Origin of the sequence: Agromyces mariniharenae (genome assembly GCF_008122505.1) — a bacterium.
GTDB classification, from domain to species: domain Bacteria; phylum Actinomycetota; class Actinomycetes; order Actinomycetales; family Microbacteriaceae; genus Agromyces; species Agromyces mariniharenae.
Genome location: NZ_VSSB01000001.1, coordinates 535268 through 559535 on the forward strand (window position 1 = coordinate 535268; position 24268 = coordinate 559535).

21 protein-coding genes are annotated in these 24268 nt (G+C 72.3%); 7 read left to right on the top strand and 14 right to left on the bottom strand.

The features are described from left to right. The first annotated feature begins 47 nt into the window (after positions 1 to 47). Entirely contained in the window at positions 48 to 485 is a 438-nt protein-coding gene (locus FYC51_RS02460; RefSeq protein WP_148732099.1) for a hypothetical protein, read from the top strand. A gap of 6 nt (positions 486 to 491) precedes the next feature. Here FYC51_RS02460 and FYC51_RS02465 read toward each other — a convergent pair whose 3' ends face one another. Then, positions 492 to 2309: a DUF4012 domain-containing protein gene (locus tag FYC51_RS02465; RefSeq protein WP_148732100.1), complete on the bottom strand. Its 1818-nt coding sequence runs from the start codon at positions 2307 to 2309 to the stop codon at positions 492 to 494. 89 nt (positions 2310 to 2398) lie between these two features. On the opposite strand from FYC51_RS02465, the gene FYC51_RS02470 reads away from it, so the two are divergent. Next, positions 2399 to 2839 (top strand): VanZ family protein, encoded by a 441-nt coding sequence (locus tag FYC51_RS02470; RefSeq protein ID WP_238476176.1) that lies wholly within the window; start codon positions 2399 to 2401, stop codon positions 2837 to 2839. 29 nt (positions 2840 to 2868) lie between these two features. On the opposite strand, the gene FYC51_RS02475 is transcribed toward FYC51_RS02470, so the two are convergent. From FYC51_RS02475 to FYC51_RS02515, 10 genes are all read right to left on the bottom strand, one after another. Continuing rightward, positions 2869 to 4344, bottom strand: coding sequence for a sugar transferase (locus FYC51_RS02475; protein ID WP_148732101.1), 1476 nt, complete (start codon positions 4342 to 4344; stop codon positions 2869 to 2871). A gap of 119 nt (positions 4345 to 4463) precedes the next feature. Further along, positions 4464 to 5549 carry a heparan-alpha-glucosaminide N-acetyltransferase domain-containing protein gene (locus FYC51_RS02480; protein WP_148732102.1) on the bottom strand — a complete coding sequence of 362 codons (1086 nt, stop codon included), beginning with the start codon at positions 5547 to 5549 and terminating at the stop codon, positions 4464 to 4466. 10 nt (positions 5550 to 5559) lie between these two features. Next, complete coding sequence (locus FYC51_RS02485) at positions 5560 to 6174, bottom strand: thymidine kinase (RefSeq protein ID WP_148732103.1); 615 nt, start codon at positions 6172 to 6174, stop codon at positions 5560 to 5562. Beyond that, positions 6175 to 6876, bottom strand: a complete 702-nt coding sequence (locus tag FYC51_RS02490; protein ID WP_148732104.1) for a response regulator transcription factor — start codon at positions 6874 to 6876, stop codon at positions 6175 to 6177. Next, positions 6863 to 7993: a hypothetical protein gene (locus FYC51_RS19090; RefSeq protein ID WP_187432455.1), complete on the bottom strand. Its 1131-nt coding sequence runs from the start codon at positions 7991 to 7993 to the stop codon at positions 6863 to 6865. Before FYC51_RS19090 ends, FYC51_RS02490 begins: the two co-directional genes overlap by 14 nt. Positions 7994 to 7998: 5 nt before the next feature. Further along, a complete protein-coding gene (locus FYC51_RS19095; protein ID WP_187432456.1) occupies positions 7999 to 9243 on the bottom strand; it encodes a sensor histidine kinase in 1245 nt (414 codons plus the stop codon). Between the two features lie 150 nt (positions 9244 to 9393). Continuing rightward, the gene (locus FYC51_RS02500; protein WP_148732106.1) at positions 9394 to 11499 is read right to left on the bottom strand and encodes an intein-containing Rv2578c family radical SAM protein; all 2106 of its coding nucleotides are present in this window, start codon (positions 11497 to 11499) and stop codon (positions 9394 to 9396) included. Between the two features lie 81 nt (positions 11500 to 11580). After that, positions 11581 to 13341 (bottom strand): ATP-binding cassette domain-containing protein, encoded by a 1761-nt coding sequence (locus tag FYC51_RS02505; RefSeq protein WP_148732107.1) that lies wholly within the window; start codon positions 13339 to 13341, stop codon positions 11581 to 11583. Positions 13342 to 13757: 416 nt separating this feature from the next. Beyond that, a complete protein-coding gene (locus FYC51_RS02510; protein WP_274379475.1) occupies positions 13758 to 15236 on the bottom strand; it encodes a malate:quinone oxidoreductase in 1479 nt (492 codons plus the stop codon). A 129-nt stretch (positions 15237 to 15365) separates the two neighbouring features. Next, on the bottom strand, positions 15366 to 15785 hold the full coding sequence (locus FYC51_RS02515; protein ID WP_148732109.1) for a hypothetical protein: 420 nt from the start codon (positions 15783 to 15785) through the stop codon (positions 15366 to 15368). Between the two features lie 88 nt (positions 15786 to 15873). On the opposite strand from FYC51_RS02515, the gene FYC51_RS02520 reads away from it, so the two are divergent. Beyond that, entirely contained in the window at positions 15874 to 16494 is a 621-nt protein-coding gene (locus tag FYC51_RS02520) for a MerR family transcriptional regulator (protein ID WP_148732110.1), read from the top strand. Positions 16495 to 16570: 76 nt separating this feature from the next. Here FYC51_RS02520 and FYC51_RS19520 read toward each other — a convergent pair whose 3' ends face one another. Further along, positions 16571 to 18103 carry a PfkB family carbohydrate kinase gene (locus FYC51_RS19520; RefSeq protein ID WP_238476177.1) on the bottom strand — a complete coding sequence of 511 codons (1533 nt, stop codon included), beginning with the start codon at positions 18101 to 18103 and terminating at the stop codon, positions 16571 to 16573. Between the two features lie 93 nt (positions 18104 to 18196). Here FYC51_RS19520 and FYC51_RS02535 point away from each other — a divergent pair, with 93 nt between their 5' ends. The 4 genes from FYC51_RS02535 to FYC51_RS02550 all read left to right on the top strand — a co-directional run bounded on the left by FYC51_RS02535 (position 18197) and on the right by FYC51_RS02550 (position 22411). Further along, positions 18197 to 19507, top strand: a complete 1311-nt coding sequence (locus FYC51_RS02535) for an alanine racemase (protein ID WP_148732111.1) — start codon at positions 18197 to 18199, stop codon at positions 19505 to 19507. A gap of 13 nt (positions 19508 to 19520) precedes the next feature. After that, entirely contained in the window at positions 19521 to 21215 is a 1695-nt protein-coding gene (locus FYC51_RS02540) for an N-acyl-D-amino-acid deacylase family protein (protein ID WP_187432457.1), read from the top strand. Position 21216: 1 nt separating this feature from the next. Then, entirely contained in the window at positions 21217 to 21948 is a 732-nt protein-coding gene (locus FYC51_RS02545; RefSeq protein WP_148732112.1) for an IclR family transcriptional regulator, read from the top strand. A gap of 79 nt (positions 21949 to 22027) precedes the next feature. After that, on the top strand, positions 22028 to 22411 hold the full coding sequence (locus FYC51_RS02550) for a RidA family protein (protein ID WP_148732113.1): 384 nt from the start codon (positions 22028 to 22030) through the stop codon (positions 22409 to 22411). 12 nt (positions 22412 to 22423) lie between these two features. On the opposite strand, the gene FYC51_RS02555 is transcribed toward FYC51_RS02550, so the two are convergent. Together FYC51_RS02555 and FYC51_RS02560 are read right to left on the bottom strand one after the other, a co-directional pair. Then, positions 22424 to 23116 carry an SGNH/GDSL hydrolase family protein gene (locus tag FYC51_RS02555; RefSeq protein ID WP_238476178.1) on the bottom strand — a complete coding sequence of 231 codons (693 nt, stop codon included), beginning with the start codon at positions 23114 to 23116 and terminating at the stop codon, positions 22424 to 22426. 15 nt (positions 23117 to 23131) lie between these two features. Continuing rightward, the gene (locus FYC51_RS02560) at positions 23132 to 24187 is read right to left on the bottom strand and encodes an aspartate-semialdehyde dehydrogenase (RefSeq protein WP_148732114.1); all 1056 of its coding nucleotides are present in this window, start codon (positions 24185 to 24187) and stop codon (positions 23132 to 23134) included. Between the last annotated feature and the right edge of the window lie 81 nt (positions 24188 to 24268).

Consider the following 24268-nt stretch of genomic DNA (forward strand, 5'->3'; position numbering starts at 1 on the left):
TCCGGCGGCGCCCGACCGCGCCGTGTCCATTCTGGCAGGCTGGGGAGATGGCCGTCTCCGCACGAGCACGCGGGTGGGCCGCGATCCTGCTCGCGGCCTATGCCGCGCTCGCGGTGTTCGTGCTGCTCGTGCCGAGGCCCATCGACCGCGGATTCACGCCCTGGATCCGCTGGCTCATCGCGTCGGGGCAGCAGCACGGCCTCCCCGACTGGTTCGACTACGAGTTCGTCGAATACGCCTCGCACACGCTGCTCTTCGTGCCCGTCGGCCTCCTCGTGGTCGTGGCGGTCGGCCGCCGCCTGGCCTGGCTCGCCGTGCTCGCGGCCCTTGTCATCGGCGCCGCGGTGGAGTTCGGGCCGTCGCTCCTCGAGGACGGCCACGTCGCATCGGGGCTCGACCTGTACCTCAACGAGATCGGCGTGCTCGCCGGCGCGGCGATCGGGTACTGGGCGCTCGAACCCGCCGCGGCATCCGACCCTGGCTAGCCGGACTCAGCCGCAGGTCGCGTCGCTCATCGTGACGTTCGTGGCGTTGATCATGGGCGTCACCCGCGTCTCGGTGGGCCCGTAGTCGCCCGGCGTGCCCTGGAAGGTGGCCCGCACGAGCGCGGTCTGCCCGTTGTCGAGGTGCACGGTGAACTTCTCGACCGGCCGGTTGAGGTCGACGACCGAGGGGCCGGTCGTGGTCTCGCGGCCGGGCTCGGGCACCTCCACCGAGGCCGTGGACGCGCCGATCGGCCCGTAGAGGAAGACCTCGGTGATGTAGTGGTCGTAGAACGAGCTGTCGACGTAGAGTGGGAGCTCGACGTCGGCGGGGATGTCGAACCGCAGCCGCGTCTCCACCGTCCAGGTGGGGGCGTCGGGGTTGCAGGTGTTCGTGGTGATGGTCGCGTCGGTGCGCAGGTAGTAGTCGATCTTCGACGACGACCGGTCGCGGTAGTAGACGCCGACCACGGTGGCGCCCTCGTTCCCCTGTGGCAGCACACCCTGCAGGCGCGTGCCGTCGAAGAGCTCCTGCGTGGCGGGGTCGGCGCTCCACATCATGAGCGATCCCCGGTTGGCGGCGTCGATGACCGCGTCGGCCATCGCCCAGATGTCGTACTCGGCGGACATGATGCGCGCGAACACGGCGGATGCCGCTTCGGCGAAGTAGGCGTCGGACTCCGCGCCGCCCTCGGGGAACCGGAAGTACGCCTCGTTGAGGAGCTTCGAGACCACGTTCTCGCTCGTGAGCTGCTCGCCGTCGGGCATCGTCACCGGACCGGTGACCTGCAGCAGCCGCGACAGCGCGATCGGGTCGATGGAGGCGACGACATCGGGCGTGATGCCCTTCGTGCGCTGCCAGTTCGCCGAGATGATCGCGGCCGCCGTCGGGAAGTCGGGACGACTCGTCGCGGCGTTGAGGTTGTCGAGGAAGATCGAGTCGTAGAGCTGCTTCGCGCTGTCGTCGACGGCGACGTCGACCGGGATGCCGATCGGGAAGTCGACGCTCGAGACCTGCTCGGCGATGTTGATCGTCCCGTTGTCGACCCGCAGGAGCGTCTGGGCGGCCGGGCCGCCGCCCAGCGCTGCGGCCTCGGCGTTGTTGAGGAAGGCGAGCACCACGGTCCTCGGCCCGTCGATGCCGAGCAGGGCGCCGACGCCGGCGAGCGCGCCGTTGAGTTGCGGGATCGCCGCCTCGGCCGTGCCGAGCATGTCGTCGAACCGGTCGACCGCGTCGCCGACCTGGCCGATCGTGGCGCTCGTGTCGATCGACTGCACCTCGTCGTGCAGGTCGGTGATGAGCGCCTGGGCCGTCGTCGAGATCTCGGTGGCCTCGCGCAGCGGCGCGAGGTCGAAGCCACCCGTCGCGGGGTCGCGCGCGAGGGCGAACGAGCCGGCCAGGGTCGAGGCCGGGGTGACGACCTCGGCCGAGATGTCGTCGACGCCCTCGGCGATGATGCGCACGGCCCGGAAGTTCTCGCCCACGACCGGGATGAGTTCGCCCATGCTCCACAGCGGCTGCGCCGTCGGCTCGACGGCGGACTGCGCCGAGGTCTCGAGCCGCTCGGCGATCGCGGGCAGGTCGGCCAGGCGTCGCTCGGCGGCGGCGGTCTGGAACTCGCCGACGGCGGAACTCGCGTCCTCGAGGTCGGCGCGCACCGAAATGGCGTCGTCGTACAGCGACCACGCTGCGATTCCGCCGCCGATGAGCACGAGCGCGAGCAGCGGCCAGACGATGACGTGCACGATCCACCGGCGGCGTCGCTTCGGCGCACCGCTGCGGGAGCTCGTGCGCTCCTCGGCGTCGAACAGCTCGGATACCGTCACGAGGCACCAGCATAGACGTGGAAGGTCTCGAAACGATCTCGCGTTCCGGCCACGTCGGCGTGACCGGGGCGGGCGACTAGCCTGATGCGGTGGACGCCGAAGCGATCGAGCCGCCGACGGCCTCGCGACGCGTGGCCGGCGCGAGGATCGTGCTGGTGCCGTACCTGGTGCTCCTCGCGCTGGTCGTGCTCCTTCCGGCGCGCCAGGCGAGCCGGGTCACGGGGATCGTCGGCTGGATCGCCGAGGCCCTCGCCACGGTCGGCGTGCCGCGGGAGCCCGCGGCGATCGTGCTCGAGTTCCTGGCGAACGTCGCGCTGTTCACGCCGCTCGGCGCGCTCCTCGTGCTCGCGTTCCCCGGTGTGCGCTGGTGGGCCGTGCTCCTCGCCGGGTTCCTGCTGAGCGTCGGCATCGAGCTCGTGCAGCTGACGATCCCGTCGCGGGTCTCGACGCTGTCGGACGTCGTCGCCAACACGGCGGGCACCGCCGTCGGCCTCCTGCTCGTGCGGGGCCGCAGGGGCGATCGTCGCTGAGGTCGGCGAGCCGCTCGCCGAGATCGTGGTCAGTACGCGCCCTCGGCCCGGGCGACCGCGCGGACGGTGCGGTACAGGATGATGATGTCCCCGGTGAGCGACCAGTTCTCGACGTAGTACAGGTCGAGGCGGACGCTGTCCTCCCACGAGAGGTCGGAGCGACCCTGCGTCTGCCAGAGTCCGGTGATGCCCGGGCGGACGAGCAGGCGCCGCCTCGTCCACTCGTCGTAGCGCTCGACCTCGCTCGCGAGCGGCGGACGGGGACCCACGAGCGACATGTCGCCCTTCAGCACGTTCACGAGCTGCGGGAGCTCGTCGAGGCTGTAACGGCGCAGCACCGCGCCGACCCGGGTCACGCGCGGGTCGGACCGCAGCTTGAAGAGCACGCCGTTGCCGTCGGTGCGATCGAGGAGCGTGGGCAGCTGGGTCTCCGCGTCGATGACCATCGACCGGAACTTCAGCATGTGGAACCGACGGCCGTTGAGCCCGACCCGCTCCTGCGTGAAGAACGCGGGCCCCGGGCTGTCGCGCCGTACGAGCAACGTCAGCACGAGGAAGAGCGGGCTCAGCACGACGAGCGCGATGAAGCCCACCACGAGGTCGAACGCGCGCTTCGCCGCGTACTTGCGGCCCTCGAACTCGGGATAGTCGACCTGGATCAGGGGCAGGCCGGCGACGGGACGCGCGTGGATGCGGGGGCCCGCGACATCCGTCAGCGCCGGGGCCACGATGAGGTTCGTCGAGGTCGCCTCGAGCGCCCAGCCGAGCTGGCGCATGCCGCGCGGGTCGATCGTGTCGGCGCCCGTGAAGACGACGGTGTCGGCGCGCGCCTCCTCGAGCACACGCGACAGGCTCGTGTAGTCGCCGAGCACCGGGATGCCGGGCGCGAGGTCCTGCTCGGCGGTGCCGCGCTCGGTCAGCGCGCCCACGATGACGATGCCCGACGCGCCCTCGCGCGCCATCTGCTCGGCGACGTGCACCGACTTGCCGCGCTCGCCCATGAGGATGGCGCGGTGCGAGAAGTCGCCGGCCGCGCGGCGCCGCAGCAGCCACTTGCGCCACGCCCACCGCGAGAGCAGCAGCAGGGCGAGCCCCAGCGGGAGGGCGACGAGGAGGTAGCCGCGTCCGACCTCGGACTGCAGCAGGAACGCCGCGATGGCGAGCACCGCGAAGACGCGGATCGTGGCGTCGGTGATGCGCTTGTACTCGCCGGTGCCGGCGCCGATGATGTTGCGGTCGCGCGTGGCGAACAGCGCGAGCGAGACGAACCAGCCGAGCACGAGGATGGCCGACACGAGCGTGTAGCTGAGCTCGTACGCGCCGCCCTCCCAGCCGGGGACGCTCAGCACGTCGCCGGCGGTGCCGAACCGGATGAACTGCGATCCGTAGACCGAGACGACGATCACGATGAGGTCGGTGATGAAGAGGCGCTGTGCGTAGGCGCGCTGCCATGCGGCGACGACCGCAGCCGGTGAATCCAGCGACGTCTGCCGGGTCAGAGTCATTGTCCCCCTCCATACCGCCCTCTGACTCGGGTGCGCGGAAGGGCGGGCCCCACCGTTCGGGCGGCGAGCAAGGCTCAGATTACCCGCTCGGTCCCCCAAAGGGAGGACCGATTCGGAAGTCACCCCCGAAGTGGGGACTCCTCGACCTCGGCGCGGTCGCGACCGCTCGCCCAGCGGAGGGCTCGCTCGAGCGGACCACGCCCGAGATACCGCCGCCAGAGCCACGCGAACACCATCGATCCGATCACCAGCCCGAGGAGCAGGAGCCATGAATCGTCGGTCAGGAATCCGTTCTCGCGGCGCTTGGCCAGCGAGATCACCACGAGGTGGATCGTGTAGACGCTGAGCGGCATGAAGCCCATCGCGACCACCGGGGACAGGAGCGTTCCGGCGACTCGGCGCACTCCGGGTCGCGCCAGCTCGAGCAGCGTGAGCATCGCTGCGACCACGATCAGGCCCACCCCCGTGTTGCCGAGCGTCTCCAGCGACGCGCGCAGCGGCACCGACCATCCCGCCTCGGCCACGACCTCGGGGGCCGGCAGCAGCGTCGAGAGCGGAAGGAAGACGGATGCCGCCGCCGTGCCGCCGAGCGCGACGAGGCCCACGACGCGCGGCGAGGCGAGGTCCATGCGCGCGAGGGCGAGGCCGATGAGCATCACGGGCACCCAGACGATCACCGGGTACGCGCCGCCGACGACCCAGTCAGAGAGGAACTTGAACGGGGTGTCGCGCACCTGTGCGACGAACTCCGTGCGCGCGCCGAGCTCGGCGAGCGCGGGCGTCACCGCGAGCAGGCCCGCGCCCAGGCCGAGCGCGGCGCCGGGCCGGATGAACAGCAGCGGCAGCATGACGAGGAACGCGACGCCGTAGACGTCGAGGATGATGAACACGAGCGGGCTCAGCGTGGCCCAGATCACGAAGCCGAGCCCGATCAGGATCACCGACCGGATGGCGATCTGGCGGCGCAGCTCGGGCCGGCCGTCGACGATCGGGCGCGTCCCGCCCGAGATGAACCCGAGTCCGATGCCGGCCGTCAACGCGAAGAGCAGGCGCGGCCGCTCGTCGGTGAGGGCGATGAACTCCGCCGCCTGCAGCGACTCGACCGCCGGGGCGACGTGCGCCACGAACATGCCGATGAGCGCCAGCCCGCGGGCGGCGTCGACGCCGTCGACGCGTCGGGGCATCCGCTTGGCGACGTCGGTCATGACGCCACGCTCAGTGACGGCCGTTCAGCACGCCGCCGCTCTCCTCGAGGTAGCAGACCCCGCAGAGCGATTCGTAGGCGACCTCCTCGCCGTCGATCGCGACCTGGTCGCCGTCGAAGACGAACCGGCCACCCACGCGGCGAGCGTTGAAGATGGCCTTGCGGCCGCAGCGGCAGATGGTCTTCAGCTCCTCGAGGCTGTGCGCGATCTCGAGGAGGCGGCGGCTGCCCGGGAAGGCGACCGTCTGGAAGTCGGTGCGGATGCCGTACGCCAGCACGGGGATGTCGTCCATGAGCGCGATGCGCAGCAGGTCGTCGACCTGGTCGGACGTGAGGAACTGCGCCTCGTCGACGAGGAGGCAGCTGACGTCGCGGCCGTGCTCCTCGATCACGTGCGTGCGGTGGTGCTGGAACGCGTCGAGCACGTCGGCGTCAGGCTCGATGGTGAAGTCGACCTCGCGCACCACGCCGAGTCGCGACACGATGTCGCGGTCGCCCTTGGTGTCGATCGCCGGCTTCGCCAGCAGCACCCGGTGGCCGCGCTCCTCGTAGTTGAAGGCCGCCTGGAGCAACGCCGTCGACTTGCCGGAGTTCATCGCCCCATAGCGGAAGTAGAGCTTCGCCATCTACTCGAGCAGTCCGTCCTCCGCCGCACGGCGGATCAGCTCGGACTTGCGACTCGCGGGCCGGCCGGCGCGAGCGTACTTCTCGCGGACGCGCCGCAGGTAGGTCTTCGCGGTCTCGTAGCCGACGTCCATGCGCTCGGCGACCTCGACCGTGCTGTAGCCCTGGGCGTACAGCCGCAGCGCCCGCTCCTCGGCAGGGCTGAGGTGCGCGGAGTCGGTGTCCTCGGTCATCGCGGACTCGGTCGCGTCGACCGCCCGCCCCGACGACCCGCGCCGCAGCCGCTCCCCGCGCGCCACCCGGCGGGCCAGCTCCGCGAGCTCCCCGGCGGGCAGCGTCTTCGAGACGAAGCCGGCAGCGCCCGCCGAGATGCAGCGCTCGCGGGATGCCTCGTCGTCGAGCGCGCTGACCACGAGCACCTTCGCGCCGGCCGCACGGCAGGCGCGGATGCGGGACTCGATCGACACGTTGTCGGCGAGCTGGAGGTCCATGAGCACGAGGTCGACCGGGAACTCGGGGCTGCGGATGAGGTCCATCCAGTTGGTGGCGCGGAGCACCACGGTGAAGTCGGGGGCGTTGTCGGTGAACCAGCTGGCGAGGCTGTCGACGATGAGGCCGTGGTCGTCGAGGAGCGCGAGACGCACGGGCGAACCCGGAGCGGGCTCGCTCGGAACGGTCGTGCTGGCGGGCTCACTCGATGACATGACTCAACTCCACGCTGACATTCTCTCGCGTCACGTCGACTTCCGCTCGCATCGACACCGCCCGGGCGACGGCGGCGAACCGGTCGAGGTCGCGGCGGCTGGGCGGATCCGCGCCCGGCTCGGCCACGACGCCGATGCGACGCCGGCGCGGGTCGACGGCCACCGACACGCGGATCGCGGACGACCGCCCGCCCTCGCCGAGCCACGAGATGAGCGCGGTCAGGGCCGAGCGCTGGTCGTCGTCGAGGTCGGCGGCGGCACCCTCGGGATCGTCGACGATGACCGGGATGTCGCGCGACGCCCGGACGGTCGCGGCGAGGTCGTCGAGCCAGGTCGCCTCGATGCCCGCCTTGAGCGCCCGGCGCAGGGCCTCCGCGAGCTCGCGGGCACGATCGGCGTCGGCCACCGTGATGCGATCGGCGGTCATCACGCCCGCGAGGAACGGCAGCACCTCGCGTCCGAGCACCGAGATCCGGCTCTGCTGCACCGAGCGGGCGATGCCCGCCCGGAGCTCGGCGTCGCGTCGGAGCGCCGCTCGATTCGCTTCGCGCTGCCATGCGAGGGTCTCGTCGACGATGGCGTACGAGTAGCCGGCTGCGGCGGCCGACAACGCGAGCACCGCCGCCGAGTTCACGGCGATGAGCGCGCCGATCGGCACCGTGTTCATCGTCGCCGTCGCCGAGCCGACCACCAGGATCGACAGCACGGCCGCCGAGAGGGCCCCGGCGAGCAGGAGCGAGGTCCACGTGCAGTACGGGGCGACCGAGAGGATGAGCATGCCGATGACGATCGGCCCGTAGTCGTCGTAGAGGTAGCGGTCGGCGCCGATCGTCGAGACGTACTCGGCGATCGCGGCGCCCACCGCCAATGCGACGACGAGCCACAGCCGGTCGGCCGTGAACGGGGCGAACTGCGGTGCCGCCGAGATCGCCGCCGTGAGCCCTGCCATGCCGACGAGGAGGATGCCGAGCACGGCCGCGAGCGGGGAGCCGACCTCGTGCCAGTGGGCGACGGTGAGCAGGATCGACGCCGCGAACGCGAGCACCGCGCCGATCGCGACGATGGGCGCGGCCGTGATGCCGCCGATGGGGTCGGCCTCCTGCTGGGTGAGGCGCATCCGGCTCATTCGCCGCCCTCCGGCACCGTGAGCACGATCGTGGTGCCGATGCCCTTCGTCGACCAGAGCCGCACCGCGCCGCCCTCCTGCTCGATGCGCGCCCGGATCGAGGTGCGCAGGCCGATGCGGTCCTCGGGCACCTCGCTCTCGTCGAAGCCCACGCCGCTGTCCATGACGGCCACGGTGACCTCGCCGCCGCCGTAGCCGATCGCGAGTTCGGCCTCGTCGACGTCGGCGTGGCGTGCGACGTTGATGAGGCACTGGGCCACGGCGGCGTCGAGCGCGGCGGCGCGCGATCGACCGAGCAGGCCGAGCACCGCGAGGTCGCCGGTCATTCGCACGTCGAGGCCGGCGTTCGCGGCGGCGGCGAACGCGTGCTCGAGGGTCGGCGCGTCGTCGGTGCCCGCTCCCTCTCCGTCGGGGCCGCCCGCGGCATCCGTGCGTCGCGCGACCCCCGCCCGGTCGCCTGCGCCCGGGCCGTGGCCGTGGTCGATCGCCCAGTCGCGCCCGACGATGAGGCCGAGGTCCTGGCGGATGCCGTCGCGCAGCCGTTCGTCGACGGGGCCCGAGCCCGCCGCGGCGATCGCCACGAGGTGGCTGAGGGCGGTGTCGTGCAGGCGAGCGGTGGCACGGAGCTCGTAGTCGTGCCGGATCGCGAGCTCGCGCGTCTGCTGGCTCGCACGATGCAGGCCGGTCTCGCGCCGGGAGTCGGAGCGTCGGCTGACGCCGTCGAACGTCCGCACGACGACGACGATGCCGAACGCGGTGGCCGCGGCGACGTTGGGCGACCAGGCGCCACCGGCGAGCGCCGCGCCGAGGAAGGCCGCGGCCTCGCCGAGCCCGTAGCCGAGCGCGGCCCACGTGATGCCGAGCACCGACCCCGCGCCCGCGCCGCCGACGAGCACGAGGGCGACCCGCGGCAGCGCGAGGATGACGTTGTTCGTGGTCTCGAACCGGTAGGCCGGGTCCATGACGATGACCGTGAGCGCGAGAACCGTGCCGGTGCCGACGACGAGGTAGAGCAGGGTCCACGTCACCGTCGGGCGGCGTGCGACGAGGAGGAGGGTCAGCGCCATGAGGGCGCACAGCGCGGCGCCGGTCCAGCCCACGGAGTCGCCGCCGACGGTCGCGCCGATGGCTCCGACGACGACGCCGAGGCCGAGGCACACCCAGGCGGCGCAATGGCCGGCGTGGGCGAGCGCGCGACTGAGCGAATCACGCGCGAGGTGGCCCGGCAACCCCAACGTCATCGAAGTCCTCCGCTCGGGACGCTGCGATCGGGTTCTCGCGGCGGCCTTCTGCGGATTATCCCAGTTCCCGCGCGCTCGGCGCAGTCGTGCGGGCAGTGGCTCCCGTGCTGGACGACGGCGTCGCGACGTGGACACAGCCGCCTCCGACCCTCAGAACAGGGCGGCGGGATCGAGCGACGGGGCGAGCACGTCGAACGGCGGCGCCGCCTTCGGCGTGCCCGCGCCCGAGGATCGCACGCCCCCGGTGACCACGTCCTCACGCCCGCGTTGGAGGCCGTGGGCCCTGATCAGCGGACGCATCCGCTCGCCCAGCCACCGCCGGTAGTCCTTCGGCGCGTAGGTCACGTTGCCGTAGTACATCGAGCGGTACTTCGGCACGAGGTCGGGATGCTCGCGCTCGAGCCACTGCATGAACCACGGCTTGACACCGGGCTTCAGGTGCAGGGCCCCGTAGATGACGGCCGTCGCCCCGGCCGCCTTGGCCTGGCGCAGCGCCTCATCGAGGTGGGCGCGCGTGTCGGTGAGGTACGGGAGGATCGGCATCATGAACACGGTGCAGTCGAGTCCCGCCTCGCGCACCGCCGTCACCGTCGCGAGCCGCGCCTTCGTCGACGGCGTCCCGGGTTCGACCGACTGCTGCAGCTCGTGGTCGTAGACGGCGATCGACATCGCGAGGTCGACGGGCACGTGCGTCGCGGCATCCGCCAGCAGCGGCAGGTCGCGCCGCAGCAGGGTGCCCTTGGTGAGGATGCTGAAGGGCGTACCGCTCGTCGTGAGCGCCTCGATGATGCCGGGCATCAACGCGTAGCGGCCCTCGGCGCGCTGGTACGGATCGGTGTTCGTGCCGAGGGCGACGGGCTCGTGCCGCCACGACGGACGCGCGAGCTCGGGGCGGAGCACGTCGGCCACGTTCACCTTCACGATGATCTGACGGTCGAAGTCGTCGCCGGCGTCGAGGTCGAGGTACGTGTGCGTCGGCCGGGCGAAGCAGTTGTGGCTGACCACTCCGTTGGCGATGAAGTCGCCGGTCGTCGTGGTGATGTCGATCAGGTCCAGCGTCTCGCCGAGCGGTTCGATCGCCGTCACTCGAAGGTCTGCCACCGTCTTCACGGCGGTTCCAGCCAGAGCGAGCTTTCGCGTGATGGCGGGTTGGGCGATCGCGAAGAAGGCATTGCGCTTCGGAAGGCCGCCGACGAGCCGGATGGTCGAGACCCCGTTGGGTCTCTCCGGCTCCCTGGCGAACGGCAGTTCGAATCGGTCGAGGCATCGCTCGATCGCTGTGAGCACGCCGTCGTCCTTGTTGGAGATCCGTAGGATGCCGCGGCTGCACGAACCTTCCGCGTCGAAGATCCCGCCGAGATACCCGGCGACCCATGCATCGGAGGGGTCGGACGGCCACTCGATCAGTGCGGTGATCTGCTCGAAGTGTGCCCGTCGTGCGGTCCTGATCGCGGTCATCGCACGTCGCCCCTCGTGCGCGCGGGCGAAGGAGAACGTGGCGGTCGGGATTCCGATCTGCTCGAGGTACGTGCGCGTCCTCGTGAGCGCCTCGTCGTCCGCGAGTGCGAGCCGGAACTGATGGATCGTCGACGGGCCGCCGTTCGCCCGCGTGTACTCGCCGCGGAACAGGAGACCGTCGCCGCGGATCATGCCGGTGAGGTAGCCGGTCGCATAGTCGACGGACGACGTCGAGACCTGCGCGTCGATCCCGGCCCGCCCGAACCCCATCAGTCGATTCCCCGTGGTGAGGTACGGTCGCTGTCCGGCTCCCGACATCGTGCCGGTCACGTGCTTCCAGCCGCGATCGGTCAGGAACCGGTGGTCACCGCTCGCGATCAGGACCGTGCCGTCAGCCAGTGAGACGCGAAACGCCGGCTTCTTCGTGGCCCACTTGGCCACGACCTTGGCCGGGGCGAAGCGACGGTAGCGTCCGGCTTTCCGCGTGCCCAGCACCTCGTCGCCGATCTCGACGTGACGGAGGAGCTTCTCACGACCGTCGGCCATCGTGATCACCGTGTCGGGGTGCAGGCAATAGAGGCATGCATGGGAGCATCCCCGATACGGATTGATCGTCCACCCGAAGGGCATGGGCGACGGTCCCGGCACCTTGTTGAGCGCCGACTTCGCGAGCACCTCGTGGAAGGTCACCCCGGCGAACTCGGGCGTCTGCACCGAGCGCACGAGGTTGTTCAGCTTCGCCAGCCCCGGGAGGGTGCCGGCCTGCTCGACGCCGAGTTCCTGGCCGCTCCACCGCATACCGATATTCGAACACATGTTCGAATCAGAGGCAAGCGGATGCCGCGGCGAGCCGTGACCCGCCGCGGCATCCGTCGCCCGTCAGGCCGCGACCGGCACCGCGCGACCGGCGACGAGCTCGAGCCGCTCCCCCGCCCAACGCCGGCGCAGCCAGCGGTCGTGGCTCGCGATCACGACGGCGCCGGGGTAGGTGCCGAGCGCCTCCTCGAGATCGGTCGCGAGCCCGAGCGACAGGTGGTTCGTCGGCTCGTCGAGCAGGAACACGTGCGGCGGCCGGGCGATCACCAGCGCGAGCGCGAGCCGACGCTGCTGCCCCACCGAGAGCGAGCCGATCGGCCGGGACTCGTCGCGCGGGGCGATGAGCGCGAGGCTCGACAGCGGCACCTGCTCGGCCCGCCGCTCGCCGAGCACGCGCTCGTAGAGACGGCGTGGCGCGGCATCCGGATCGGCGAAGCGCACGTCCTGCTCGAGGAGCTGGACGCGCAGGCCGCGGCGTCGATGGACCGTGCCCCGGTCGACCGGACGGTCGCCCGCGAGCACGCCCAGGAGCGTCGACTTGCCCGCCCCGATCGCACCCGTGACGAGGAGCCGCGTGAGCGGCGCGACCTGCAGCGCGTCGAGTTCGAGCCGGCCCTCGACCACGACGTCCGAGAGCTGCAGCAGCAGCCCCGACGCGTCCTCGAGGGCGTGCGATCCCGACGGGATGCCGGCGAACTCGAGCGGCGACGGGGGCTTGCGCACCTGCTCGCGCTCGAGCGTCTCGAGCCGCTGCTCGGCGTTCCTGACGCGGCGCAACACCGCCTGCTCGACGTTGCCGCGCTTGAAGTGCTTCAGGAACTTGTCGTTGTCGGTGGCGGCCCGGCCGTGCGCGACGTGGCGCGCCGAGTCGACGGCCGAGCCGCGCAGGCGCCGAAGCTCCTCCTGCTCGTCGTCGTACTGCCGTCGCCAGCGCTCGAGCTCGTCGGCCTTCACGGTGAGGTACTGGCTGAACCCGCCGCCGAAGACGGTGCCGCCGGATGCCGCGAGCACCTCGTCGCGCGAGGCCCCCGCCGGGGCGCCGCCCGCACCGGCCAGCGCGAGGGCTCCGGATCGGCCCGGATCGAGGTCGAGCAGGCCCGTCGCCACCCGGTCGAGGAACTCCCGGTCGTGGCTGGCGAACAGCACCGGGCCGCGCCACGCTCGCAGGCGATCCTCGAGGAACGACGCGGCGTCGTCGTCGAGGTGGTTGGTGGGCTCGTCGAGCAGCAGCGCGTCGGGCGCCGCGAGCAGCAGCGCCGCGAGGGCGAAGCGGCTGCGCTGCCCGCCCGAGACCTCGTCGAGTCGCCGGTCGAGGCCGATCGCACCCAACCGGAGGCCGTCGAGCAGCTCGTCGCGTCGCGTGTCCAGCGACCACACGTCGGCGCGCTCGGCATCGTCCAGGGCCGCCACGTAGCGGGCGGATGCCGCGCCGGCGTCGTCGTCGTGGGCGAGTGCCGCGGCGGCGGCATCGAGCTCGCGCTCGATCGCCCGCACCTCGGCGGCGGCCGCCTCGAGCACGTCGCCGACGCGATCCTCGGGCCGGAACGGCAGCACCTGTTCGAGGAAACCGGTGCGCACCGGGCGCGTGAGGCGCCCCGACACGTCGGCGTCGCCGAGGGCGCCCGGCGCGGCATCCGCGGCGCCCTCGATGCCGGCGAGCAGGCGCAGCAGCGTGGACTTGCCGGCGCCGTTCTCGCCGATCAGGCCGATGCGTCGACCGGCTGCGACCGAGAACGAGAGGTCGGCGAAGACACGTCGACCGCCGTAGGCGGCCGACAGGCCGTCGGCGCGCAGGTGAAGGGAATGGGAGAGATGTACAGCCATGCGGAAACGTCCGTTCGCGAAGGCTCCCGGGTCGACGACCGGCACGCCTGACGGCGGGGTCGCTGACGGTGCACCGGGCGACGCGCGCGGCACGGCGGGCGCGGGCGTCGACCCGGGAGCGGAAATGGAGGATCCCGCCGGGCATTCGCCATCACGAAGGGTGCACGCGACACTGTCGCGATCAGTGGAAGGTGCACACCCGACGTCAACGGCGCCTCAGGCGCGGGACGATGGGATGTGCTCACTTCATAGCGGGGTCGACGATAGCAGACGCCGACGGGGCGCGCCAAGCACGCGGCACGGCCGCATCGATGCGCGGTGGCATCCCGCTCGCGCGCTGGAATCCCGAATGGCGGGGATTCCGGCGGCACAACGGGATTCCGGCGCGCCCGCGAGGCGCGCCATGCATGCCCGAGCTACGCCGTGAGCTCGAGCACCTTCGCGGTCTCGGCGAGCGACGCCTCGGCCTCGGCCGGGTCGGTCGACAGCTGCCGCCCGGCGCTCGGGATCATCTCGCGGAGCTTCGGCTCCCACGCCGCGATGCGGTCGGGGAAGCAGCGGGCGAGCACGTCGAGCATGATCGGGGCCGCCGTCGACGCACCCGGGGACGCGCCGAGCAGGCCGGCGATGGTGCCGTCGCCGCCCGTGATCACCTCGGTGCCGAACTGCAGCACCCCGCCCTTCTTCGGGTCCTTCTTCATGACCTGCACGCGCTGGCCCGCCGTGATGAGCTCCCAGTCGGCGTCCTTCGCCGTGGGCATGAACTCCCGCAGCGCGGCGAGCTTCTTCTTGCGCGACGCGAGCAGCTCGGAGACGAGGTACTTCACGAGGTCGAAGTTGCGCATGCCCACCTGGAGCATGGGGCCGAGGTTGTGCAGCCGCACCGAGAACGGCAGGTCGAACCACGTGCTCGACTTCAGGAACTTCGGCGTGAAGCCCGCGTAGGGACCGAACAGCAGCGCGGCCTCGCCGTCGACGATGCGCGTGTCGAGGTGCGGCACCGACATCGGCGGGGCGCCCACGGCGGCCTTGCCGTAGACCTTCGCCTGGTGCTGGGCGACGACCTTCGGGTTGGTCGTGCGCAGGAACTGGCCCGAGATCGGGAAGCCGCCGTAGCCCTCGATCTCCGTGATGCCCGAGTGCTGCAGCAGCGCGAGCGCGCCGCCGCCCGCGCCGACGAACACGAAGCGGGCGTTCACGGCCTTCGGCGTCTGGCCGACGGTGTGGCGCACGCGCAGGTGCCACATCCCGTCCTTCCGGCGCTTGAGCCACGTGACCTGGTGGTTGGTCTGCACGGAGGCGCCGCGACGCTCCATGTCCTGGAACAGGAACTTCGTGAGCGCGCCGAAATCGACGTCGGTGCCCGAGGCGGAGCGGGTCGCGGCGACGCGCTGCTTCGGGTTGCGCTTCTTGGCGATGAGCGGCGTCCACTCGGCGATGCGCTCGAGGTCCTCGGTGTACTCCATGTCGGAGAACAGCGGGTGGTCCTTCAGCGCGTCGTAGCGCTTGCGCAGGTACTCGACGTTCGCCTTGCCCTTGACGAACGTCATGTGCGGCGTCGGGTTGATGAACCGCTCGGGGTCGGGCAGCGCGCCGATCGACACGAGGTACGACCAGTACTGGCGGCTCACCTGGAACTGCTCGTTGATCTGGATGGCCTTCGCCGGGTCGACGCTGCCGTCCTCCGCCTCGGGCATGTAGTTGAGCTCGCAGAGCGCCGCATGGCCGGTGCCGGCGTTGTTCCACGCGTTCGACGACTCCTGCGCGACCTCGCCGAGTCGCTCGTAGACGCGGATGCTCCAGTCGGGCTGCAACTGGGAGATCAGGGAGCCGAGCGTCGCGCTCATGATGCCCCCGCCGATGAGCACGACGTCGACGGTTTCCTCAGAAGTCACGATTTCCAGTCTAAATGGCCCGGCGGCGTCCTCTTGACCGCGGGGCGATCGTGCGGTAAACGCCGTCCGAGCACCGCCTCGTCGCGACGGGCGCCGGTCGGGGCATCCGGATGCCGCGACCGGCGCCGCTCAGAGTGCCGCGACGCCCCCGGCGATCAGCCCGACTCCGGCCGTGATGAGCGCGGCCGTGAGCGACACGACGCCGGCCCAGAGCAGCCAGATCAGGCGGTTCGGACGCTCGGGATCCTTCCCGAGCACCGACAGGAAGAAGCCCGCGGGCATGAGGATCGCGGCGATCGGCACGCCGAGGCGCGCGAGCTGCATCCAGAACCCGTCGAGGGCGGCGTACGAGATGACCGCGAGGATCGCGATCGACAGCACGAGCAGCACGGCGGCGTGTGCGTGGCCCGCCCGGAAGAAGCTCATCTGCAACCGGTTCGCCGGTGCGTGCCCGCGTACGACGCGGGTGAGGAAGTAGCCGCCGCTCTCGACGGTGACGAGCGCGAGCAGCAGGATGCCGATGAGGATGAGGTCGTTCGCCGACGGCATGGCGGGGTCCTTCCGACTCGAGGAGGATGATTGGATAGTGATACTCTCCAATACTAGAGAGTGGCACTATCCAATGCAAGGAGTCCGGATGCGCATCTCCGCCCTCGCCGCCGAAGCGGGCCTGCCCGTCGCGACCGTGAAGTTCTACCTGCGCGAGGGGCTCCTGCACCCCGGCGTCGCGACCTCGGCGACGCAGGCGAGCTACGACGCGTCGCACGTGCGGCGGCTCCGGCTGATCCGCGCCCTCACGGGGCCCGTCGGGCTCAGCGTCGGGCAGGCGCGCACGATCCTCGGCCTCGTCGACGACCCCGGCGACGACCTCTACGCCACGCTCGGGCGCGCGGTGAGCGCCCTGCCGCCGGCGGTCGACGCGGCATCCGACGACGACCCCGACCCGTACCCGCGGGCCCGTGCCGCCCTCGAGTCGCTCGGCCAGGTGTACGACCCGCGGTTCGCCGCGGTCGCGCAGCTCGAGACGGCGCTCGCGGCGGCCGAGGCGGCCGGGATGCCGATCAGCGAGGACCGGCTGCTCGGGTACGGTCGCAGCCTGCACGACATCGCCGCGTTCGACCTCGAGCGGATGCCGCAGGAGCCGCACGCGGCGGTCGAGTACACGGTGCTCGGCACCGCGCTCTACGAGCCCGTGCTCCTCGCCCTGCGGCGGCTCGCCCACCAGGACGTGGCGGCGCGGCGCGACCTCGGGCGGTGACGGGAGGGTCGCTGCGACCTCGAGACGGCGGCTCGGAGCGCCCGCGTCGGACGGCCTCGGTCGAGCGCGGGTGCGCTCAGCGGCCGAGGAGCCGCGCGAGCGCGGGAAGCTGCTCGGGATCCTCGAGCGCCGACCCCACCGCGACCGTGCGCACGCCCGCGTCGAGGTACGCGCCGGCGTTCGTCGCGTCCATCCCTCCGGTCGCCACGAACCGGGCACCGGGGAACGGCCCCGCCATGGCGCGGAACCAGGCCGGCCCGAGGAGCGACGCCGGGAACGCCTTCAGCCACGTGAGCCCGAGCGCCATGGCCGCCTGCACCTCGCTCGCGGTCGCGACGCCGGGCAGCGGCGGCAGGCCGGCCGCGATCGACGCGCGGACGACGTCGGGGTCGAATCCGGGACTGACCGTGAACGCGGCGCCGGCGGATGCCGCGAGCTCCACGTGCCGGGTCGTCACCACGGTGCCCGCCCCCACCGCGCGCCCCTCGGCGCGCCCGGCCGCGACGACCGCGGCGAGCGCCTCGACGTCGTCGTCGGACTGGATCGGCAGCTCCACCGCGTCGATGCCGAGGTCCCAGGCGCGGCGGGCGAGCTCGAGGCTGCGCTCGACGCCGAGGCCGCGGAAGATGGCCATGAGCGGCCGGCCGGCGAGGAGCTCGTCGAACGCGTCGTTCCGGAGTGCGGTCACGTCGTTCCTCCTGCAGGGGGCGACCGGCTCGGAGTCCGGCCTCGGGAAGTCGGCGGTGTCGGCGAGCACGAGCACTGCGCGCTCGTGTCCGGCGCGCAGGCGCTCCGCCGCGGGCGCACCGCCGAGCCAGGCGTCGAGCCACCCGGCCGCGAACGCGTCGCCGGCGCCGACGGCCTCGACGAGCTCGACCGCGAGCGCGGGCACGTGCTCGGCACCGTCGGCGTGGAACTCCGTCGCACCGACGGCGCCGTCCTTCACGACGAGGTGGGCGGGCTCGGGCAACTGCGCGCGCACCTCCTCGGCGGTGGCGGCATTCCACAGCGCCTCGGCCTCGTCGCGCCCGACGAACACGACGTCGGCCCTGGCGGCGAGGGCGCGCAGGCGGCGCGCCGCGGCATCCGTCGATGACCAGAGCGCCGCGCGGTGGTTCACGTCGAAGCTCACCGTGACGCCGGCGGCGCGGGCGGCATCGACGAGCGCGTCGACGAGCGCGTCGCACGACGGCGAGAGCGCCGGCGTGATGCCGCTGAGGTGCAGCGCGCGCACGCCGTCGAGCCCGAGCTCCGCGGCGAAGGCGGGCCCGAGCCGCGAGGCGGCCGAGCCGCGACGGTAGTAGTGCACGCCGGCGCCCGGGTCCTTGAAGTAGACGCCGGTGGGCGAACTGCGATCGAACACCACCCGGCTCGTGTCGACGCCGCGCTCGGCGACCTGGTGCACGAGCCGACGGCCGAGGGCGTCGTCGCCGACCGCGCCGGCCCAAGCGGCCCGACGACCGAGCGCGGCGAGGTGCGAGGCGACGTTGGCCTCGGCACCCCCGGCGTCGATGCGGAAGTCGCCGGCCGATTCGAGCGGCTCCGCCGCGGCGGGCGCGACGAGCGCCATGGTCTCTCCGACGGCGAGCACTTCAGCGAGCGTGGTCACGACCCCTATGCTGACGAGTGTGCAGATTCCACGCAAGCGCGTTGCAGCATCTGCAACATGCCGACATTCGCACCTGAACCGGGAGGACCCGGGATGCCACTGACGTCACCCCCGATCGACGAGCTCGCCGATGAGGTGCTCGCGACGAGCGATACCGCCCTGCCCGAGCGGGCCGCCGGCCTCACGGTGCGCGAGTTCCTCGCGACCGGCCCGACCCTCGACGAGTTCTGGACGCCGCTCACCGTGCTCAACGCCGACGCGCTCGCGCACAACGCCGCCACGATCCAGGCCTGGTCGACGGCGCACGGCATGGAGCTCATGCCGCACGGCAAGACCACCATGGCGCCCGCGCTCTGGTGGCTGCAGCTCGACGCGGGCGCCACGGGCCTGACGCTCGCGACGCCCGGGCAGGTGCGCACGGCCCGCTCGTTCGGCGTCGCGAGCATCATGCTCGCCAACGCGCTCGTCGCGCCGCGGGCGCTCGCGTTCATCGCGGCCGAGCTCGCCGACCCGAACTTCGCGTTCCGCTCGTGGGTCGACTCGATCGAGACCGTCGAGGCCATGGAGCGCGGACTCTCGGCGACGGATGCCGAGCTCACGCGCCCCATCGACGTGCTCGTCGAGCTCGGTGCGCACGGCGGCCGAACCGGCGCCCGCACGCTCGACGACGCCGAGGCGCTCGCCCGGCGCGTCACCGAGTCGCCCGTGCTGCGCCTCGCGGGGGTCGCGGGCTACGAGGGCAGCCTCGGGCACGACCGCACGGGGCACGCGCTCGTGGCCGTGCGCGACTACCTGTCCGACCTGCTGGAGCTGCACGACACGGTGCGCGCCATCGCGGGCGACGAGGAGCCGCTCATCGTCTCGGCGGGCGGCAGCGCCTACCTCGACCACGTCGCCGACGTCTTCGAGCCGGCGATCGAGGCGGATGCCGCGGCCGGCCGTCGCACGCGCTGGATCCTCCGCTCGGGCGCCTCGCTCCTGCACGACGACGGCTTCTACCACGGCATCTCGCCGCTCGACGCGATGCGGAACCACTCGCACGGACCGACGCTCGTGCCCGCGATGCGCGGGTACGCCCGTGTGGTCTCCCACCCCGAGCCCGGGCTCGCGCTGCTCGACGGCGGCAAGCGAGACTTCCCGTACGACGAGGGGATGCCCGTGCCGTTCGGGCGCGCGGCTGACCTCGGCGGTCCCGAGGAGCCGCTCGTCGGGGCATCCGTCACCGCACTCAACGACCAGCACGCGTTCCTGCGCTCGACCGCGCCGCTGCCCCTCGCGATCGGCGACGTCGTGTCGCTCGGCCTGTCGCACCCGTGCACGGCGTTCGACAAGCGCCGCTGGCTCCCCGTCGTCGAGGGCGCCGGCAGCACGCGCGTCGTCGACCTCGTGCGCACGTTCTTCTGAGGCCGGTGCCCGCATGACGCTCCTCATCCGCGACGTCATCGTCGTCGACGGCGACGGCGACGGCGCCGGCGTGGGCGTGGGCGAGGGCGGTTCCGCCGAGCCGCTCGACGTCGTCGTCGACGACGAGGTCGTCCAGCGGGTCGAGGCGCGCGGCACGACCTCGCCCGAGTCGGTCGACGCGGTCCTCGCGGGCGACGGGCGGATGCTGCTGCCCGGCTTCGTCGACGCGCACGCGCATGCCGACGGCCGCCTGTTCGACGCCTCCGTGCAGCTCGCGCTCCTGCGCCAGGGCGTCACGACCGTCATCGGCGGACAGGACGGCGTCTCGTACGCGCCCGGAGACGGCGCCTACGCCAGCGAGTACTTCGCCGCGATCAACGGGCCGCATCCCGCATGGCGCGGCGGCGGCATCCGCGACCTGCTCGCGAGCTACGACGGCGCGACCGCACTCAACGCGGGCGTCCTCGTGCCGGCGGGCACCGTGCGGCACGTGGCCTGCGGCCGTTCGACGGATGCCGCGTCGCCCGCCGAGCTCGGCCGGATGCGCGCCCTCGTGGCCGACGGCCTCGCCGACGGCGCGCTCGGCCTCTCGACGGGACTCGACTACGTGCCCGGGATCTTCGCCGGCACCGACGAGCTCGTCGCCCTCGCCGAGCCGGTCGCCGCCGCGGGCGGCGTGTACGTGTCCCACATGCGCGGCGGCTACGAGGCGAACTCGGCGGCGGGCATCGCCGAGGTGGCCGAGATCGCCCGGCGCACGGGCGTGCCGGTGCACGTGTCGCACTTCCACGCCGAGCCGCCGATCGTGCACGACCTGCTCGACGGGCTCGCGGCATCCGGCGTCGATGCGACCTTCGACGCGTACCCGTACACGCGCGGGTGCTCCATCCTCGCGATGCCGATCCTGCCGGCGAGCCTCACCGTGCGACCCGTCGACGAGGTCCTCGGAGCGCTCCGCGATCCCGCGGAGCGGCAGCGGCTGCTCGACGACTGGTTCCCCTCGATCGTCGACTACCCGAGCCTCGGCCCCGACTGGCCGGGCATGCTCACGCTCGCCCACGTCGCGTCGCCCGAGCACGCGTGGGCGCTCGGCCGGACGCTCGGCGACGCCGCCCGGGCGGCCGGAACCGACCCGGCGAGCTTCGCGCTCGACGTGCTCGCCGCCTCGCGCCTCGAGGTGAACGTCGTCATGGCGGTGCGGCACGAGCGCTCCCCCGCGGAGCTCGCGTCGATCCTCGCGCACCCGCGCGCGATCGGCGGCTCCGACGGCATCTTCGTCGGCGGCCACCCGCATCCGCGCGCGCGGGGCACGTTCGCCCGGTACCTCCGCTTGCTCGTGCTCCAGGAGCAGGCGCTCGACTGGCCGGATGCCGCGGCCCTCGTCTCCACGCGAGCGGCCGACCGGTTCGGTCTCGGGCTCCGCGGGCGCATCCGCGCCGGGTGGACGGCCGACCTCGTGCTCGTCGATCCCGACCGCGTACGCGATCGCGCGACCTACGACGAGCCGCTCGCCCTCGCGGAGGGGATCGAGGACGTGCTCGTCGCGGGCGTGCCCGTGCTGGCGGGCGGCGCGCTCACCGGAGCGACGCCCGGCCGCGGCATCCGTCGCGGCACCCGGGGTTCGACGACCGACGGCCGACCCGCCCGGTCGGCCGCCCGGGCGGCCGCGGACCGCTCAGCCGCCCGATCCACCTCGACGGGAGCCTGACATGTCGCAGAGCGTCATCCGCGCGGCGCGCATCATCGACGCGATCGCCGCCGATCCGCGCACGGTCGCGGAGCTCGCCGAGGCGTTCGGCCTGCACCGGTCGACGATGTTCCGCGAGCTGCAGGCGCTCGAGGAGGTCGGCTGGGTGCGCCGTCGCGGCAACGGCCGCTACACGCTCGGCACCCGGCTCGCGGCGCTCTCGAAGGAGGCGCTCGACTCGCTCGACCTGCGCGAGGCGGGTGCCGAGCACGTGCGGCGGCTGCAGCGGCTGACGGGCAACACCGTGCACCTCGCGGCGCTCATGGACCGCTCGATCGTCTACGTGGACAAGGCCGAGGACGAATCGGGCGTGCGCATGTACTCGCGCATCGGCAAGGCGGTCATCCCGTACTGCTCGGCGGTGGGGAAGGCGATCCTGGCGGGCCTCGACACGGCCGGGCGCGATGCCGTGCTCGACGGCGTCGCCTGGCGGCGATTCACCGAGCACACGATCACGACTCGAGGGGCCCTCGAACGCGAGCTCGCCGCCGTCTCGGCGCGTGGCTGGGCCGTCGACGACCGCGAGTTCGAGCCCTACGTGAACTGCATCGCGGTGCCGATCCGCAGCCCGCTCGGCGTCGTGGGGGCCGTCTCGGTCACCGCGATCCGCGTCGTCGCCGACGTCGATCGGCTGAAGACGTTCCTCCCCGCCCTGCGCGAGACGTCGGAGCGCATCTCGCGGGAGCTCGGCTGAGCGCGATCGCACCGCATCGGCCCGCGGCATCCGACCACCGACCATCGACCACCCCACCACCCACCGAACCGGAGGAACCATGTCCAAGACCGCCGTCACCCTCTCGAACGCGCCGAAGCCCGCCGGGCCCTACAGCCACGGCGTGGTCGCCAACGGCTTCCTCTTCACCGCGGGCTTCGGCCCGCAGGACCCGGCGACCGGCCAGGTCGTCGAGGGCGGCGTCGCGGAGCAGACGCGGCAGGTGCTGCGCAACATCGGCGCCGTGCTCGCCGAGTACGGGCTCGACTTCGACGACGTCGTGAAGGTGACCGCTCACCTCGAGGACCTCGCCGACTTCGCCGAGTACAACGAGGCCTACGCCGAGTTCTTCACCGAGCCCTACCCGGTGCGCACGACCGTCGGCTCGCGCCTCGCGAACATCCTCGTCGAGATCGACGTGGTGGCGGCCCTCCGGGAAGAGTAGGCGACGGATGCCTCAGAGCCCGAGCCGCTCGAGCTCCTCGTCCATGCGGCGCGCGACCTCGGCGTAGCCGTCGTCGTTCGGGTGGATGCCGTCGGCCGCCATCCACTCCGGATGCCCCTCCAGCCAGCGCGAGGCACCTGCGATGTACTCGGCGTCGACGTCGGCGGCCGCCGCCTCGACCCAACCGATGACCTGCTCCACCGAATCCGGCCGCTCGTCGGTGTGCCAGAACGGCTCGACGACCACGAGGCGCGCGTCGGGCAGTTCGTCGCGGAACCGACGCAGGTCGGCGTCGATCGCGGCCTCGATCTCGTCGTCGCGTGCGGGCATCGAGAAGTTGTCGTTGAGGCCCATCGTCACGATCACGACGTCGGGCGCCGGCTCATGCTGGACGATCTGCTCGACGAGATCGTCGCCCCCGACGAGCTCGCGGTTGTTCACGTATCCGAGGCCGTCGATGCTCGGGTTGAACTCCCACCAGCCGCGCTCCCGCGCGACGATCGTCGACCAGCGGCGTTCGGGCGAGCTCGCGCCGGTCCCCCGCGTGTAGGAGTCGCCGTAGTACGCGACGACCACCTGGCCGGGCGACGGCGCGGCCGCCTGCCCGGGCGCGGACGTCACCGGCATCCCGCACGCGACGAGCACGAGGCATCCGACCGCGACGACCACGGTCGCCGCGCCGCGCCCGACCCCTCGGCGGAACACCGCTCCCGGCGGCTCCTAGACCGCGACCGGCAGCTTCGCGGCGACGAGCTCCGCGATCTGCACGGCGTTGAGCGCGGCGCCCTTGCGCAGGTTGTCGTTCGAGACGAAGAGCACGAGGCCCTTGCCCTCGGGCGCCGACTGGTCCTGGCGGATGCGGCCGACGTAGCTCGGGTCGGTGCCGGCGGCCTGCAGCGGCGTGGGCACGTCGGAGAGCGCGACGCCCGGGGCATCCGCGAGCAGCTCGGTGGCGCGCTCGGGGGTGATCGCGTTGGCGAACTCGGCGTGGATCGAGAGCGAGTGGCCCGTGAACACCGGGACGCGGACGCAGGTGCCCGCGACGCGCAGGCCCGGCAGCTCGAGGATCTTGCGGCTCTCGTTGCGGAGCTTCTTCTCCTCGTCGGTCTCGAGGTCGCCGTCGTCGACGATCGAGCCGGCGAGCGGGATCACGTCGAACGCGATCGTGCGCGGGAACTTCTGGGCCTCGGGGAACTCCACGGCGCTGCCGTCGTGCACGAGGGCGATGGCGTCCTGCGCGACGGCCGCGCGGGCCTGCTCGAGCAGCTCCTCGCCGCCCGCGAGCCCCGCACCCGACACGGCCTGGTACGTCGAGACCATGAGGCGCTCGAGGCCGGCCTCATCGTGCAGCACCTTCAGCACGGGCATGGCCGCCATCGTCGTGCAGTTCGGGTTGGCGATGATGCCCTTCTTCGCCTCGTCGATGGCGTGCGGGTTGACCTCGCTGACGACGAGCGGAACGTCGGGGTCCATGCGCCAGCCGCTCGAGTTGTCGATGACCGTGACGCCGGCGGCGGCGAAGCGGGGCGCCTGCGCCTTCGAGGTGGTCGCGCCGGCCGAGAAGATGGCGATGTCGAGACCGGTCGGGTCGGCGGTCGAGGCGTCCTCGATGACGATGTCCTGGCCCTTCCACGGCAGGGTGGTGCCGGCCGAGCGCGCCGAGGCGAAGTAGCGGATCGACGCGACCGGGAAGTCGCGCTCCTCGAGCAGGCGGCGCACGACGGCGCCGACCTGTCCGGTGGCGCCGACGACGCCGATGTTCACTCCCTGAGCCATGGTCTGTTCCTCACTCGCGGAACGCGGTTCCGCGTGGTCGTCCGGGCGATGCCCTCATTCCAGTGTGCCCGACGCGGGGGT